General features: G+C 64.5%; 9 protein-coding genes and 2 tRNA genes. 3 read left to right on the top strand and 8 right to left on the bottom strand.

Annotation, left to right across the window (positions count from 1 at the left end):
• Positions 1–9 precede the first annotated feature (9 nt).
• The 5 genes from JSV08_06845 to JSV08_06825 form a co-directional block, all read right to left on the bottom strand.
• Positions 10–2,091, bottom strand: coding sequence for a tetratricopeptide repeat protein (locus tag JSV08_06845; protein ID UCF80230.1), 2,082 nt, complete (start codon positions 2,089–2,091; stop codon positions 10–12).
• Between the two features lie 30 nt (positions 2,092–2,121).
• Positions 2,122–2,652: a polymer-forming cytoskeletal protein gene (locus JSV08_06840; protein ID UCF80229.1), complete on the bottom strand. Its 531-nt coding sequence runs from the start codon at positions 2,650–2,652 to the stop codon at positions 2,122–2,124.
• Between the two features lie 20 nt (positions 2,653–2,672).
• Positions 2,673–2,748 (bottom strand) — tRNA-Gly (locus JSV08_06835).
• 133 nt (positions 2,749–2,881) lie between these two features.
• Positions 2,882–3,793, bottom strand: a complete 912-nt coding sequence (locus JSV08_06830; GenBank protein UCF80228.1) for a ParB/RepB/Spo0J family partition protein — start codon at positions 3,791–3,793, stop codon at positions 2,882–2,884.
• A gap of 9 nt (positions 3,794–3,802) precedes the next feature.
• Positions 3,803–4,591 carry a ParA family protein gene (locus JSV08_06825; protein ID UCF80227.1) on the bottom strand — a complete coding sequence of 263 codons (789 nt, stop codon included), beginning with the start codon at positions 4,589–4,591 and terminating at the stop codon, positions 3,803–3,805.
• A 343-nt stretch (positions 4,592–4,934) separates the two neighbouring features.
• Between JSV08_06825 and JSV08_06820 the strand changes: the two genes are divergently transcribed.
• Complete coding sequence (locus JSV08_06820) at positions 4,935–5,297, top strand: PilZ domain-containing protein (protein ID UCF80226.1); 363 nt, start codon at positions 4,935–4,937, stop codon at positions 5,295–5,297.
• 80 nt (positions 5,298–5,377) lie between these two features.
• Positions 5,378–5,454: transfer RNA gene (locus tag JSV08_06815), tRNA-Pro, on the top strand.
• Between the two features lie 184 nt (positions 5,455–5,638).
• On the opposite strand, the gene JSV08_06810 is transcribed toward JSV08_06815, so the two are convergent.
• Positions 5,639–8,791 (bottom strand): AAA family ATPase, encoded by a 3,153-nt coding sequence (locus JSV08_06810; protein ID UCF80225.1) that lies wholly within the window; start codon positions 8,789–8,791, stop codon positions 5,639–5,641.
• A gap of 169 nt (positions 8,792–8,960) precedes the next feature.
• Here JSV08_06810 and JSV08_06805 point away from each other — a divergent pair, with 169 nt between their 5' ends.
• The gene (locus tag JSV08_06805; protein UCF80224.1) at positions 8,961–9,713 is read left to right on the top strand and encodes an NAD-dependent deacylase; all 753 of its coding nucleotides are present in this window, start codon (positions 8,961–8,963) and stop codon (positions 9,711–9,713) included.
• Between the two features lie 86 nt (positions 9,714–9,799).
• On the opposite strand, the gene JSV08_06800 is transcribed toward JSV08_06805, so the two are convergent.
• Both JSV08_06800 and JSV08_06795 read right to left on the bottom strand, forming a co-directional pair.
• Positions 9,800–12,769, bottom strand: a complete 2,970-nt coding sequence (locus JSV08_06800; GenBank protein UCF80223.1) for a tetratricopeptide repeat protein — start codon at positions 12,767–12,769, stop codon at positions 9,800–9,802.
• A 237-nt stretch (positions 12,770–13,006) separates the two neighbouring features.
• On the bottom strand, positions 13,007–15,197 hold a 2,191-nt coding region (locus JSV08_06795; GenBank protein ID UCF80222.1), incomplete at its 5' end, for a hypothetical protein.

Below are 15,197 nucleotides of genomic sequence, written 5' to 3'. Positions count from 1 at the left end.
GCGCGGCCCCTATTGCGCCGCGCCAAGCTGCGCCTCCGCACGCTCAATTTTTTGACGTACCTCCTCGGCGTTCTCGATTCCCCCTTCGAGGGCCTTGCGCCATTCCGTGATGGCGTCCTCGATGCGGCCGAGGGCGAAGCGCACGTCGCCCAGGTGGTCGCGAACAATCGGGTCCTCGAGGCGCTCGATGGCCTGCTCCAGGTATTTTTCCGATTCCTCGTATTCACCGCGCCGAAAGTGCGCCCAGCCCAGGCTGTCGAGGTAGGCGCCGTTTCCCGAATCGATGGCGACCGCCTGCTTCGTCAGTGCGAGCGCCTCGTCGAGCGGCCCGCCCCGGTCCGCGAGGATGTAGCCCAGGTAATTGAGGGCCGCCGCGTTCCGTGGATTCAGCTCAATGGCGTGGCGCAGATGGCGCTCCGCTTCATCAAAAAAGCTCTGCCGCTCGTAGAGGGCGCCCAGTTGAAACTGAATGCTGTCGCTTTTCGGAAAAACTTTTTCCCCCCTCTTGAGCACCCCCATGGCTTCCTCGGGGTACTCGAGCGCTCGATAAAACGCCGCGGCCTGCCGGTAATCCCCCTCGGTGAGGTTGTCTTCTTCGAGAATGTCCTCAACGCTCTTGACGGCCTCGCTTTCCTTGCCGTCCCGCAAGAAAATTTCGGCCATGGCGAAGCGCAGCAGCGTGCTTTTCGGGAAATGGCTCAGGGCCTCAATGGTGACCGTGAGCGCGCGGGTGACCTCGTCCGCGTTGAGCCATGCCTCGAGTGCGGCCAAATAAAAATCCTCCGAAGGCGCCGAAGCGAGCCGCATGGCGCGCTCAAAAGCCGTCGCGGCTTCGCCGTATTGGCCCATGGCCACAAGGACCAGTCCCTGCCGATGCAGAACCTTCGCCACCTCGTCATGCGGAACACGGGCCGTTTCCCGCGTCCGAAGCAGCATGTCTTCAAGAATCCGGTACTGCTCAAGGGCACTCGCATAGTCTTCCTGGAGCGCGTAGACCCCTGCGAGTTCCGCGCGCGCCCTAAGGTGCCCCGGCTGTTCCTGCAAGAATCGCAGCCACAAGCGGACGGCCTTGTCGTGCTGCTCGGTTTTCCGCAGGGCAAGCGCGAGAAGGTGCACGATGTCGTAGGTGCTCTGGAGGCTTACGAACGGCTCGAGCAGGGAGATGGCGTTCTCGTAGCGCTTCTCGGCGATATAGCAAAGTCCAAGCTGCTCCCGCGTTACGAAGTCAGGCGGTATGGCGTCGAGGAGGCGTTCGAGATGGGGAATGGCCTCGGTGCAGCGGCCGCGCACACTATAGAACGAGGCCGCTGTGCGAATCGCCTGCAGGGAATCGGGATTGGCCTCCAAGGCCTGCTGAATGAGATCTTCCACCTCATTAAAAAGCCCCTGCGACTCGCGGATCTCCGCAAGCAGCAAGAGGGGAAGGGCGTTACCCGGTTTTTGAGCCAGAAGCACTTCGAGCACCTCCTCGGCTTTCTCGGTTCGGCCCAGCGCAAGGTAAAGCTTGGCCAGCTCCATGGCGGCGGCTTCGGACTTGTCCGACATGTCGGAGTCCGCGGCCAGCGCCATGGCGCGTCGGTACTCCTCGGCGGCCAGCTCGTAGAACGCGGTGCTCCGCCGCCCCTTCCGCCCGGCCGTGCTGTGGTGAAGGCGCGCCATCAGAAGATGGGCCTCGTAGCTTTCGCCGAGGCGGAGACTCTCCTCCACATGGTCCCTGGCTTCACTCAATTGCCCAGCGTAGAAAAGCATCTCGCCGAGTTTGAAGTGCAGATGGGAAGACTCCGGGTCGAGCGCGAGGGCATCGCGGTAGGCCTCGAGCGCCCGGGGATACCGTCCCTCCTGCTCATAGATGCTGCCGCGCAGGAAACGCGCGTACGCCTCCGCCCGCCGCGACTTCGCGTCCGCCTCGGCCTGCTCCTCCAGGGCCAAGGGTATGGCCGGCGCACCCTTTTTGTGTCGTCCGCCCCGGACGGATGGTGCTTCCACTGCCAGGCATGGCGCGGCGCTTGCCCAGAACGCGCAAAAAAGCACCCCTCCCGCGGCGAGACGCCGCTTCGTATAATTAGCAGCCGGAACGTTCATGAAACGCATGGGAAGGGATGTAATGGAAAAAAGACGCGCCTAGCCTTCGACCACGGCGCGTCCGCTCGTGGAAGGCAGGCCTGCTCCTCCCGGGCTCGCGGCGGCCCGGCCGGGGGGCACGGCCATGCCCGGCGAGGCAGCGCCGCCCGGTCGGGCTTCGGCGCCAAGCGACGGAGACATATTGATGCGGCCGCGGATGGTCGCTCCTTCCGCCACGGCGACGCGGGGCGTCGTGATGTCGCCTTCGATGACGCCGGTGGCGCGGATGTCCACCCGCTCCGACACCGTCATGTTACCCACGATGGTTCCCTCGACCGTCACGGCGCGGGCTTGAATGCTCGCCTCCACGCGCCCTTCCACGCCGACGGCGAAGTTGCCGGACAGGTTGACCTCTCCCTGGAACGAGCCTTCCACCACGACCTCGCCTTCGCCCTTGAGGACGCCCTCGAACGTCGCGCCGCGTCCGAGCACCGTGCGCGGCGAGGGAGGAGGCGCGCTGGGCGCCGCCGGCCTGGAAGCACCCGGCACGGGCACACCTGCCGATTTTTTCCTCTCGCCGAAAAATGCCACGGTTTCGCCTGCTTTCCTTATGGAGCGGGATACGGGACTTGAACCCGCAACTTCAAGCTTGGGAAGCTTGCACTCTACCGATTGAGTTAATCCCGCATCGTATTCTTCAAGTTAGCACGCGGCACCTCCCCTGTCAAGCCTGCCGCCCGTCCCCTTTCGCGTCTCCCTTCACCTTCATCATCACCGCGAGCGCGAACGAAACAATCACAATCGCCGGGCCCGCGGCGAATTATTTCCCGCGCGAGAGAAGCAGTTGGTCGTAGAGGCGGTGCAGGTCGTTCGCGGAGTAATAAAAAATTTCGATGCGGCCCCGGCCGCCCCCGCCGCGAATGGCGACCTTCGTGCCGAGCACGCGCTGGAGATCCTCTTCCGCGCGGCGGACGTTCGGGTCCTTGGAAGCTTCCGCGGCCTTTCGACGGGAGGGCCCGCCGCCGGACGGAACCTTCGCTTTGGCGAGCGCTCCCGCGGCGCGCACGGAGAGGTTCTCTTTGGCGATGCGCTCCGCGAGGCGCTCCTGCAGCGCGGCGTCATCGAGGGAAAGGAGAATTTTCGCGTGGCCGGAGCTGAGGCTTCCGTCCTCGAGCAATTTTTGGCACTTGGGCGGAAGCGCGAGGAGGCGCATCGCGTTCGCCACGGCCGCGCGCGACTTCCCGACGCGCTTGGCGATTTTCTCCTGCGTCAGGTTGTACGTGTCGGAGAGGGTCCTGTAGGCGCGCGCCTCCTCGAGGGGGGAAAGGTTCTCGCGCTGGATGTTCTCGATGAGCGCGAACTCGAGAAGCCGCTCGTCGGGCGCGTCGCGGACGACGGCGGGGATGCGCCGGAGGCCGGCGCGCTTCGCCGCGCGCAGGCGACGCTCGCCCGCGATGAGCTGGAAACGTCCCCGCCGCTCCGCGGGGCGCACCAGCACGGGCTGCAGGACGCCCGTTTCCTTGATGGAGTGCGCAAGCTCCGCGAGCGTCTCCGGGTGAATGCGTGCGCGGGGCTGGTGCGGCGACGGGTCTATTTTCGAGAGATCGATTTCGAGCGCATCGCCCGCTTCGCGGGAGAACTCCGGAAGCGCCGCCGCGGGCTTCGCGAGCAGCGCATCCAGGCCGCGTCCGAGCGCCTGTCGTTTCGGGGAAGCGGGTTTTTTCTTGGGCATGACTTGAGCCTACGTTTTTGAGGCGTTCAGAATTTCTTTGCCGAGCGCCAGGTACGCCTCCGCGCCGCGGCAGGCGATGTCGTAGAGGAAAACGGGCTTTCCGAAGCTCGGGGCCTCGCCGAGGCGGACGTTGCGCGGGATCACGGTCTTGTAAACGAGGTCGCCGAAAAATTTTTTAATCTCCTCGCCGACCTGCTGCCCTAACCGGGTGCGCTCGTCGACCATCGTGAGCAGAACGCCCTCGATGCGAAGGCGGGGGTTAAGGGTCTCGCGGATGCGGCGAATGGTGGCCACCAGCTCGGAGATCCCCTCGAGCGCGTAGTACTCGCACTGCATGGGAATGAGCACCCCGTCGGCCGCGACCAGGGCGTTGAGCGTCAAAAGCCCCAGAGAAGGCGGGCAGTCCACGAAAATGTGGTCGAAGTGGCGGCGCACGGGCCGAAGCAGCTGCTTGAGGCGCCACTCGCGGTCCTTGAGCGTCACGAGCTCCACCTCGGCCCCGACCATGGCGCGCTCGCTCGGCACCACTTTCAGGTGCGGGAGCTCCGTCGAGCGGTAAATCTCGACGAGCGGCGTCAAATGCAGAAGCGCCTGGTAGAGCGTGCCCTGCTGCGGCGCCTCGTCGGGCCCCGCGCCGTTTTGCGCAACGCCGAGGCCGCTCGTCGAGTTCGCCTGCGGGTCCATGTCCACGAGAAGCGTTTTGCGCTCCGCCGCGGCGAGCGCGGCCGCGAGGTTGATCGTCGTCGTGGTCTTTCCCACGCCGCCCTTTTGGTTCGCAATCGCTATGATGCGGCCCATAGTTGATTCACGGCTCGGGGTTCACGCTTTCTTTAAATCCGTTCCGCTTCCTCTTCGCAAAAATTGGTGCTCCCACGAGGCAGTATTCTATCCGAAAAGACCCGCCTGCTACAAGAGCGCATCAGGTTGAGCATCGCATACGTAATGTCCTATCTCCCATGCCCGATCTCCCCTACCCCGCCCTCCCGCAGAAAGCGTCACGTCCCTTTTCCCTTGTGGTGCAAGCGGGAACCGGGGACTCGTCAGCGATTCGACGGCTTGACCGGGGTGGGCTCTAAAAGCTATCATGCATCGCTGAACAAGTGACGAACGAAGCACAAAAACGCCTGAGGTAACAGGGAGTATGATGGATGTAAAAAAGGAACGACGCCAACACCCGCGGGTGCCCGCGCACCTGACGGTGGAGACCGCCGGCCCCGAGGGGACGGAGCTCACCTTGGTCACCGGCAATCTCAGCCTGGGAGGGTTCCATTGCCGCGTCTCCCGTTACATTCCGAAATCGACTCACCTGACCGTCAAGCTCGAGCTTCCCTTCCCCGAGCGGTCGGAATGGCTCACGGCGGAGGGGGAGGTGGTTCGTGTGAAGCCCCAAGAGCCCGTCGAGGGACGTAACGATTACCGTCTGGCGCTCCAGTTCACCCGCTTATACGGCCGGGACCGGCAGTTGCTCGGACGCTATCTCGAGCAACACTACAAGCAGCGATAGCATCCACCGCCGCGAGGCCGCCGGGGACGTCCCGCCTGATTCGTGGCGATCTACTTTCGCGGGAAGTATAATGGTTCGTTCGGGGCGTGGCTCAGCCTGGTAGAGCATCGGCTTTGGGAGCCGAGGGTCGCTGGTTCAAATCCAGTCGCCCCGACCAAACTGCCGGAGCCGGCAGTTTGGTAGAGCAGGCGAGCATTGGAACAGTCGAGCAGGCGAGCAAGACGACAGCGTCAACTGTTTGGATACAATGCCAGGTAAGCCGTTCGCCTGCGGTCTCCTGATCCCCTGTTCACCTGTTCACCTCCTCAGGATAAGGTAGGGGGCGCCTTCCGGCCGGTCGCTCAGTCTTTGGGCACTTCCTTGGACGTCGTGCTCTCGACCGCTTCTCTACCCTCCGCAAGCACCTCATCGCTGCAAGGCTCTTCGGAATAGCCGATCACGGTGCGTCCCTCGCGCTCGTCCACCTGGATGTGGCGGTGCTCGTCCCATTCCGTGCTCAAGGACGCGTCCGCAAGGGGGTCGAGGACGAGGCGGCGGATGACACGCTCCAGGTGGCGGGCGCCGAACTCGGGGCTGTAGCCCTCGGCGACGAGGCGTTCGTAGACGGCGGGCGCAAGGTGCAGGGTCTTTCCTTCCTCGGCCATGCGCTCGCGGACGCTGCGCAGTTTGAGTTCGGCGATGCGCTTGATGCTCTCAGGGGCGAGCGGGTCGAACTGGACGATCTCGTCGAGGCGGTTCAGGAACTCGGGGGCGAAGGAGCGCTTGATGCGCTTCGTCAGGGCCGAGCGCGAAACATGCCCCCCGCGGCCGGAGACTTCGTCGTAGCCGATCCTCATTTCCGAGTAGAGCTCCGTGCCGATGTTTCCGGTCATGACGATCGTCGTGTGGTTGAAGTGGACGATGCGGCCTTTGCCGTCGGTGAGGCGTCCCGCGTCGAAGACCTGCAGAAAGAGGTTCATCACCTGCGCGTCGGCCTTTTCAATCTCGTCTAGCAGAATCAGCGAGTAGGGATTGCGGCGCACCATGTCCGTGAGCTGATTGGGGTCGTTGTAGCCCACGTAGCCGGGAGCGGTGCCGATGAGGCGCGACGACGAGATCCGCTCCATGTATTCCGACATGTCGATTCGAATCATCCTGTCCGTTTCGCCGTAGAGCACCTCGGCCATGGCGCGCGCGAGCTCCGTCTTCCCCACGCCCGTGGGCCCAACGAACAGGAAGATACCCTCCGGCCGCTGGGGCTTGAGAGAGAAGTTCAGCTTGGCCGTTTTGAGAGCCCGCGCCACGGTGCGGATGGCGCTTTCCTGCCCGATGATGCGCTCCTCGAGGAGGGTTTCCAGCTCGCGGTAGCGCGACTCCCGCATGGATGCCACCTTGGCGAACGGCACGCCGGAGAGGTCCGAAATGGCCGCGTGGACGTCCTCGGGCGTGACGGCGGGCTGGCGTTGCGCGGTGCCGTTCGCGCGCAGGGCGGCCTTGACCGAGGCGCGGTCGAAGACGTCGAGCGCCTTGTCCGGAAAAGCGCGCTCCTTCAAGCACAGCGCGATGGTTTTGAACGTCTCCGCAAAAAGCTCCTCGCTCAAGCGCACGCGGTGGTGGTTTTCAAGCGGTTCCTTGTGGAAGGACAGAATGGCGAGCGTCTCCTCCCGGCCGGGCTCGTCAAGCCGGACGACCTGAAAACAGCGCGCCAGCGTGGTGTCTTTCTCCAGGCGCGAGCGGTAGTCCTCGTACGGCGCCGCGGCGACGGCCTGGAATTCCCCGCGCAGGAGCGACGGCTTGATGAGGCTCGCCAGGTCGAGGCTTCCCCCTTTCGACGCCCCCATGCTCGAGAGCGTGTGGATGTCGTCCACGAACAGAATGGACGGCTGGTCCGAGAGTTTTCGGATGACCTGCAGGATGCGTTCCTCGAACTGGCCCCGATACTTGGCGCCGGCGATGGCGGCGGCGCTGTTGAAGGCATAGAGGCGTTTTCCCTGAAGCGCGCGCGGCGCCTCTCCCCTCGAGAGCCGGAGCGCCAGGTCTTCCACGAGGGCCGTCTTCCCAACGCCCGGCTCGCCCACGAGAAGAACGTTGCTCTTGGCCCGGCAGCAGAGAATCTCGACCGCCTGGGCGCGTTCGCCCTCGCGGCCTACGATGGGACGGTAGCGGCCGCCCTCGGCCTCCGCCAGCATGTCCACCAGAAGCTCGTCCGCGGAAGGCCCTTCGGCCGGAGCGGGCGCTCCGGAGGGCTTGGCCGACGGCGCCTCCTCCCGCGGCTTGGCCACGGGAGCACGCCCCGGCGCTTTCGCGCTCGCCGGAAGACCCGGCTTGTTGGCCAGCCGTTCCTTAAGATCGTCCCGCTTGCGCGCCACACCCGGTTGATAAAGGCTTGCGGCGAGAACCTTTTCGTAAAACCGGATGGCCTCGGCGCTGTCCCGCTCGGCAAAGAGGTCGCCCAGGAGTTCCTCAGCCTGCACCTTGTCGGGGTAGCGTGCGAGGAGGCGCCGCAGGGTCGCGATGGCCTGCGCGGAGTCGCCCCCCCGGCGGTGGGCATGGGCGGTGGCGTAATACAGCGGAGGATGGGAGTCATCAAGGGCAAGCGCCCGCTCGAATTCCTCGATCGCCTTTCCGTAGTCCTGCTCCGAGAAATGTTCCATGCCGCTCGCGGCTATGCGGGCGTAGCGGTAGAGACGGGTGCGCTCCTTGTTGGGGAAAAGATTTTTTCCGGCGTCGTGGAAGAGTGCGAGGGCCTGCCGGTACGCGCCCAGGCGCACGCACAGCTCCGCCCACGCGATCAGCTCGTCTCGCTCCAGGCGGACGAGCCGATCCCCCCGGCCGTTCGTGTAGCAAACGCCGTCGGGGCCGTGTCCTTCGTAAAGAAGCAGAGAGGTGCGGTGCATGCAAAACAGTGGCTCGATCGGCGTGAAGGAGGCCGCGAGGTCATCCACGAGATGCAGGCCCCGCCCCGTCGAAACGGGCAGAAGCTCCTCGATGTCCATCCTTTCCCGGGCCACGACATCGTAGGCGGACAGCCCATGTTTTTCCTCCCGAATGGACACGATGCGCGCGTGGAAGCGCCGCACGAGAAACTCGCTGTATTCTTCGGCCAGCACTCGTATGGCTTCCTCGGTGCGGGACGTGTTGTCCAGATGCTCCATGCGCGTGAGAAGCGCGCGATAGGTTTCGACGAAGAGGCGCACCTGCACCGGGTTCCGAAGCGGCAGGCCGAAGACTTCCACGAGGGAGCCCGTGTCATGGGCCAGCATCAGGCTTTGAAGGCGCGCGCACGCCTGGCCCGAAAGATTCCCCAAATGCTCGTCAAGACTGTGAGAGAGCTCGAGGCCGATGTTGCGCCGCACCGCACTGTGCGCGAGAGCCATGAGGGTCACGAAGCGGAGGCTGCGCTCCAGAAGGACGTAGGGAGTCTGAGGTGCGTCTTTTTCGGCCGCTTCCGAAGGGGGCGCGTAGAGAAAAGGAAACTTCTGCGCGATTTCCTCCAGCGGCAGGTAAGTCGTCATGGTGTGTTACCTTTACTCAACCTTTGCGCCAAAAACCATTCCCATGCAATGGGAAACCCGTTCACCAAATGCAATAGTAGCATAGACAAGAACTGCGTTTCAATCATGGTTAGTCCGAATCACGCGGCGCCTTTCTGATAGGGCTCGGCATGGTAGCATGGGAAAAGGTATGGGCACGCTCAAAACGCACGCCGAGGTGTCCCGAGTGCGAGAGCTCCTTCAGGGCGCAAAGGGCATCTTTGTGCTGACGGGCGCCGGGGCTTCCGCCGAGAGCGGCATCCCCACGTTCCGCGGCGCGGACGGGTGGTGGAAGAAATTCCGCGCCGAGGATCTCGCCACGCCGCAGGCGTTCTCGGAAAACCCCGGGCTCGTGTGGGAATGGTACGACCATCGCCGCCGCCTGGTCGCCGAGGCCTCGCCGAACGACGGGCACAAGGCTTTGGCGAAAATCGAAGGAAGCGCCGAGCGGTTTCTTCTGGCCACGCAGAACGTGGACGACCTGCACGAGCGCGCGGGCAACCGCAACGTCGAGCACGTCCACGGCTCCCTCTGGCGCGTGCGGTGCACGAGCTGCTCCTACGCGGGCGAGCTCAGGGACGTTCCCCTGCCCGAGACGCCGCCCCGCTGCAAGGCGTGCCGGGGGCTGCTGCGTCCCGACATCGTCTGGTTCGGCGAAACCCTGAATCTGGCGGTCGTTCAGCGCATCGACGATTTTTTGCAGAAACTCCCGACGCTTGACGCGGCGCTGGTCGTGGGCACGACGGCCGTGTTCGGCTACATTCAGCAGTGGGCGCTCATGGCAAAGCAGAGCGGCGCGGCCGTAATCGAAATCAATCCCCAGGAAACGCCGTTAACGCAAGTGGTCGACGTAGCCCTGCGCGCAAAGTCGGCGGAAGTCCTGCCGCAGATTGTGGACGGGTAGCTTCCCACGGAAGCCGCCGCGCCGAGGGCGCTCATGTCATTTCCCGGCGAGCAAGGCATGGGATGCCCCGCTCGAAAGCCGCGCCCCTAGTCCACCTCTTCCGACGAAAGCTCCGGCGGCGATTCCGCGCCGTGCTCGGTGATCTCCTCGAGGCGCCTGCGGGCCGCTTCGCTTTGTGCCGAGCCTGGAGCGGCCTCGGCGATGCGCCGGTAGAGCTTCACGGCCTCGTCCCACTTGCCCTGTTTTTCGTAGATCTGCCCCGCCTCGAAGCGCGCCGTCACGGCCCACATCGCGTTTTCGGGGTGAAGGTACGTGACTTTCAGGTATTCCAGAAGCGCGCGGTCGAGGTCTCCCAGCGTTTTGTAGTTTTCGGCCAGGTAAAATTGCACCTCGGTGCGCAGGTCCTCCGTCTCGACCACAGCGAGAAGCGCCTCGCAGAGCGCGAGCGAGTCCTGCGCGTAGCCCTCGCGCTGAAGAAACAGCGCCGCGCGGAGCTGCTCGTCCTGCATGGCGGCCCTGTCTTCGAGGGCCTCGGCGAAGCCGAGGTAGCGGCGGCGCGCCTCCTCGGGCTCGTGCTCCTGCTCGTAGCAGACGCCGGCCAGGTAGAGAATCGTCGGGCGCAGGCCGCGCAACGCTTTCGCCGGAGTTTTTTCGGCCTCGTCGAAGTGGCGCGCGGCCTGGGAGAAATCCTTGCGCTCGAATGCCGAGGCGCCGAGCCGATAGTGCGCCCTCGCGCGAAACGCGTCGGGAAGACGGCCCTCGAGGGCGCTCCGGTTGTGCGCGTCGCTTGCCTGCATACGGCCTTCCGCGAAGGCGATTTCGCCCAGGTGGAAATGGGCTTCCGCGGCGGCTTCGGAGTTAGGGAATTTTTCTAGAATTTCCTCGAAATCGCGGCGCGCCTCGTTTATGTTTCCCGCCTCGTAGCGCCCCTTGGCACGCACGAGGATTTTTCCCGAGTCGAGCGCCACGGCGGGGTTGCCGCGCATGAACTCGGGAATTTCCTCGAGCGCCTCCTTGACTTTTCCCTGCCCCAGGAAATGGCGCTCCAGGGCCGTCTGCGCGTAGCGCGCATAAAGGACGTCGCCTTTCCGGAGACGGCGCAGGAGCGCGACACTGCTCTCCTCGTCGCCGGAGGAAAGTGCGATTTTCGCCGCCTCGCGGAGCGCCTCCTGGCCGAGGTCGCCGTGCGGTGCGGCCTCGTGCGCTTTTTCAAAGTAGGCGACGGCCTGCTCGGCGTCTTCCGCGGCGAGGGCGGCCCTCGCGGCCCAATAATGGCCGCGCGGCGGATTCAAGGCCGCGTCTTCGAGGAAGGCCGCAAGCGCTTCCTCCGCGCGCTCCGTTTCCAGAAGCGCGCGCCCCGTCTCGTGCGGCGCGTCTTGTCGAGATTCCTCGGAGTCGGGAAATTTTTTGCGCAGCGCCTTGAGAACCTCGACTGCCTCGCTCCACGCTCCCTGCGCCGAGAGAACGCGCGCGAGCAACAGGTGGGCGCGCGGCGCGGCGCGGTCTTCCGGATAGCGGGCCAGGAAGAAGCGGTACGAGGAGGCGGCTTCCTCCGAGGCGCCGAGCCTTTCCTCGAGGTCGGACTTGCGAAGGAGCGCCGCCGGACCGCGCGGCGAGTCGGAAAATTCCCTCAAGAAAATTTCCGTCATGCCGAGCGCGTTCTCATGCTGGCCGAGAGCCGTGTAGAGCTCCGTCAAGAGGTAGTAGGCCTCCTCGGCGGTCGAAGAGTTTTGCGGGTACTCCTCGACGAGCGCCGCAAGCCAGGCGAGCGCGCCCGCGCGGTCGCCCTCGCCGAGGGCGCTCCGTGCCGCGTACAGCATGGATGGCGCCCGCATGCCGTGGCCCGGGGTTGCGGCGAGCGCCTCGAAGATGCGCCGCGCGGCGTGAAAGTCGCGCATCTCGCCGTAGTGGATTTCTCCGACGTCAAACAGGAGCGCCGCCCCTTCCGAGACGGGAAGGAGCCGCGAGGCGCGGCGAAGATGCTCCGCAGCGCCTTCGGCGTCACCCGCGCGGCGCAGAATTTCTCCAAGCAGTGCATGCGCCTCCGCGTCTTCGGGCTCCGATTCGAGCACGGCGGTGAGCGCTTCGCGCGCGGCCCCGTCCTCGCCGCGGGCCAGAGCACCCCGCGCCGCAAGGAGCGCCTCCTCGCGCTCGCTCAGGCGAAGCGCCGGGCTGCGGCGCCGCACCATGTCGTAGGCCTGGCCGTAGTCGCCGAGATGGTAGTGCGTCCACGCGAGTGCCGATTCCGTCTGCGGAAAAATCCCGGAAGCGTCCGTCTCCCCATATACGAGGGGAGCGAGGATATCGCGCGCCTCCTTGTAACGCTTCTCGTGAAACGCGATGAAGCCGAGCATACGGCGCGCCTCGCGCTCCTCCTCGGGCTCAAGCGCCGCTTCGCCCGGGGCAGAAGGCTTGAGCGCCCCGGTCAGGTCCCGGCGCGCGTTTTTAAAATCCTTGAGCGCGTATCGGCAGCGCGCGCTCTCGAGGAGCACCGCCGCGCTCGCTTCGAGCGGCGCGAGGGCTTCGAGCGCCTCCTCGCAGCGGCCCAGCCCGCGCCGGACCGCGGCGAGACGGAGGCCCGCCGCGCGCCGGAGCTTGTCGGGAAGATTTTCCTCGCCGAGCGCCCGCACGAAAAGCCGCTCGGCTTCCCCCGGTCGCCCGCGCAGGCGCTCCGCCACGGCGCACAGGTAGGCGCCCTCGGCCGCGTAGGGGCTTTCGGGATGTTGCTCGAGAAGGAGCGACAAGCACTCCGCCGCATCGTCCGCCTCGCCGCGTGCGAGGAGGATGCGTCCCTCGTGAAAGCGCATCTCCGCCGCGGCGGGATTCGCCGGATGGTTTTCAAGAAACGAGCGGATTTGCCCTAGCGCCGCCTCCTCCAGGCCGTCGCGCAGAAGGCCGCGTATGAGCCGCAGCGCCTCCGGCGCCGCCGCCTCTTCTTCGTCCGCGGCGGCGGGGGGCGCAACGGGGGGTTCCTGCGCCCGCGAGGGAAGCGCCGGCGCGAGCAAGAGCGCGCATGCCACGGCGCTCCAACCGAGCGGCGCGCGGATCATTCGCATAACGGCAAGTAACGTATCACCAGCGAACCTCTAAAAACCGCGCCCCTTCCGCTTTCGCCGCTTTTTGAAGACGGCCGTGAATTCGGCTTTCATTTTGAATGCTCTTTCGGAAAAGTATGGAGCAATTCGTATTTCTGGTCAACCCGCGGCACGGCTTTCCCGAGGAAGTCAGGGAAAATCTGTGTTTCAAGGCGAAAAGAGGAGAAGGCGAGAGAACCCGACAAATTTCGTTCGGCGCTATGACCCTGCGCCGGCGATCTCCCGGCGCCGGTCCACAAGTATTTGGTCGCCCGGATTGTAGATAAATCCTTGCTCCAAAGTCTCCAGGGCCTCGTCGGTTTTTCCCATACGGTTAAGCAGGTGGGCCCGATAGGAAAACGCGTTCGGGAAATAGGGATTGCTCTCTTCGGCGAGCTCGGTGTAGTCAAGGGCTTCACCCAGCCGCTTCTGGCGCTCCATCACCCTGGCCAGTCCCATCACCGCATCGTAGTATGAGGGGCTCCAGGGTTGTTCGAGGGCGCGGCGAAAGAGTTCCTCCGCCTTGTCGGCGTCGTGATCCTGCATGGCAAACTTGCCCGCCATGACCATCACGAACGGCAGGTCCGGCGCCCGGGTTAGGGCTTCCTCTATGAACGCCTCGCGCAGCGAAGGCTGCTGCTGCACCTTGGGTTCCATCGCCCGAACAACGTGCCGCGTCGCAAGGACGCGGTCTTGCATATAGTCCTCGGACCCTTTCTTCCACTCGCGCACCTTTTCCACCATCTCCGTGTTGCCCTCCTCCTCGAAAACGTTGAGAAAACCTTCCACAATCGGCCCCCGCCACTTCTGCCATAAGTCTATAATTCGGCTGCCATGCATCAGCTTCGGCTCCTGGGAATGCACGTAGCGAATCATGGTGCGCACCGCCTCTTCCTCCGGCAGGCCCGGCACCGTCCTCCGAAGGCCCGCCAAACGCCCTTTCGCAAAATGCCGAATTAGCTCCGGCCCCAGGTCTCCCGCCCTCACGTTGAAGAAATCGTACGGCATCCGGTGCTCCAGCCACACGTTGTCGTCCGTGTTGATCGCCGGGACGATAAGGCACTCCCCGGGACGGTCGGAGGTGTAGGTCGAGTGCACCGGGCAGTGGTACAGAGGAGTTTCCCCTTCCCCCCGCTCCTCCTCTACCTCCACGACGTCCATGCCGCAGATAGCGATGTGTTTATCCACCTGTTCCGCCCCCGCGAAGAAGAAATGAAAGAGCTCCAGAGGGTTGCGGATCTTAAGCTCGTGAAACGCCTCGTACACGTCTTCCTCGTAAAAGCGCTCCTTCAGCGTCTCCCACGGAATCTCGATGGGAACGCCGGAGGCCAACACCACGGCGTCCGCCGACCTCGATAAAAAGATCGCGACGTACGGAAACGCTTCGTGCAGCGAGCGAATCATCGTCTTGAACGTCCCCGGCGAGAGCTCGTAAAGCTGTATCCATTGGCCGAAGATGCCGTCGGGCGCCAACCGGGCGCGCACCAGCTTGTAGAAATCGGCCGTGAAGAGATTCGACACCCCGGCAATCCAAGGGTTCGAAGGCTCGGAAGTAATCGCATCGTAGACCTTGTCGGTGTATGTCATATGGATGCGGCCGTCTTCCAGCACGAGGCGCGTCCGCGGGTCATCAAAGGGATTTTCGTTGAGGAGTTCAAAGTATTTGGAGCCCTCGATTACGCCCCGCTCGATCTCCAGAATGTCGAGCGACTCGACCGAAGGATGGCGGAGCATCGTGCCGGCGCTCATGCCGCTTCCAAAGCCGATGACGGCTACGTGCCGGGGGTTGCGGGCGAACATAACCGGAAGCTGTCCCACGAAAAGCTGGGTGTAGAGATCCACGGCGTACGTGCTGGCGTCGGCCTTCCCGGACACCCGCAGGCTGATATTCCCGGGAGACCTTAAAATCGCCACCGTCGTGTTGACGCCCTCGCGGTAAAAAAGCAAGTCTTGCCCCTCAAGCTTGCTCCTTTTGTCAAATCGTTTCACGTTGCGCATCTCGCGGTAGAGGCCCTGGTTAAGAAGAAGCGCGTTCCACTCGGGAAGCGCCCACATGCCTACCACCGCAACCACGGCCACCGTTGTAGCGAGCACTGTCTTCGGCCATAACGCCATCTCCCGCACCGCCATCCACACGAGAATCCCCAGCGCCACGCTCACCCCGCTCGCCAAAAGCACCGTCTTCCACATCCCCATCCCCGGCACCAGCCAGAACCCCGCCGCCAGGCTCCCCACTATACCCCCCACCGTGTTCAGCACGTACAGTCTCCCCACGTTCTTCTCCGGCAGCATTCCCTCTCTCGACGCCTCCCGGAACGCCCTCACCACCACCGGAAACAACGCCCCCATCCCAAGCGTCGGCACCAGCACCACCAGGGCTGCAATGACCGCCTGCGCTCCCACCCATCCG

The organism is Acidobacteriota bacterium (genome assembly GCA_020349885.1).
Lineage (GTDB): Bacteria > Acidobacteriota.
Note: the sequence above shows the minus strand (reverse complement) of the source record. Positions and strands in the feature narration are given on the sequence as shown.

Bases quoted from the DNA above. Each gene is read 5' to 3' on its own strand.
- JSV08_06845 (UCF80230.1), bottom strand. From the start codon at position 2,091: ATGCGTTTCATGAACGTTCCGGCTGCTAATTATACGAAGCGGCGTCTC.
- JSV08_06830 (UCF80228.1), bottom strand. From the start codon at position 3,793: ATGCCCAAGAAAAAACCCGCTTCCCCGAAACGACAGGCGCTCGGACGC.
- JSV08_06825 (UCF80227.1), bottom strand. From the start codon at position 4,591: ATGGGCCGCATCATAGCGATTGCGAACCAAAAGGGCGGCGTGGGAAAG.
- JSV08_06820 (UCF80226.1), top strand. From the start codon at position 4,935: ATGATGGATGTAAAAAAGGAACGACGCCAACACCCGCGGGTGCCCGCG.
- JSV08_06810 (UCF80225.1), bottom strand. From the start codon at position 8,791: ATGACGACTTACCTGCCGCTGGAGGAAATCGCGCAGAAGTTTCCTTTT.
- JSV08_06805 (UCF80224.1), top strand. From the start codon at position 8,961: ATGGGCACGCTCAAAACGCACGCCGAGGTGTCCCGAGTGCGAGAGCTC.
- JSV08_06800 (UCF80223.1), bottom strand. From the start codon at position 12,769: ATGCGAATGATCCGCGCGCCGCTCGGTTGGAGCGCCGTGGCATGCGCG.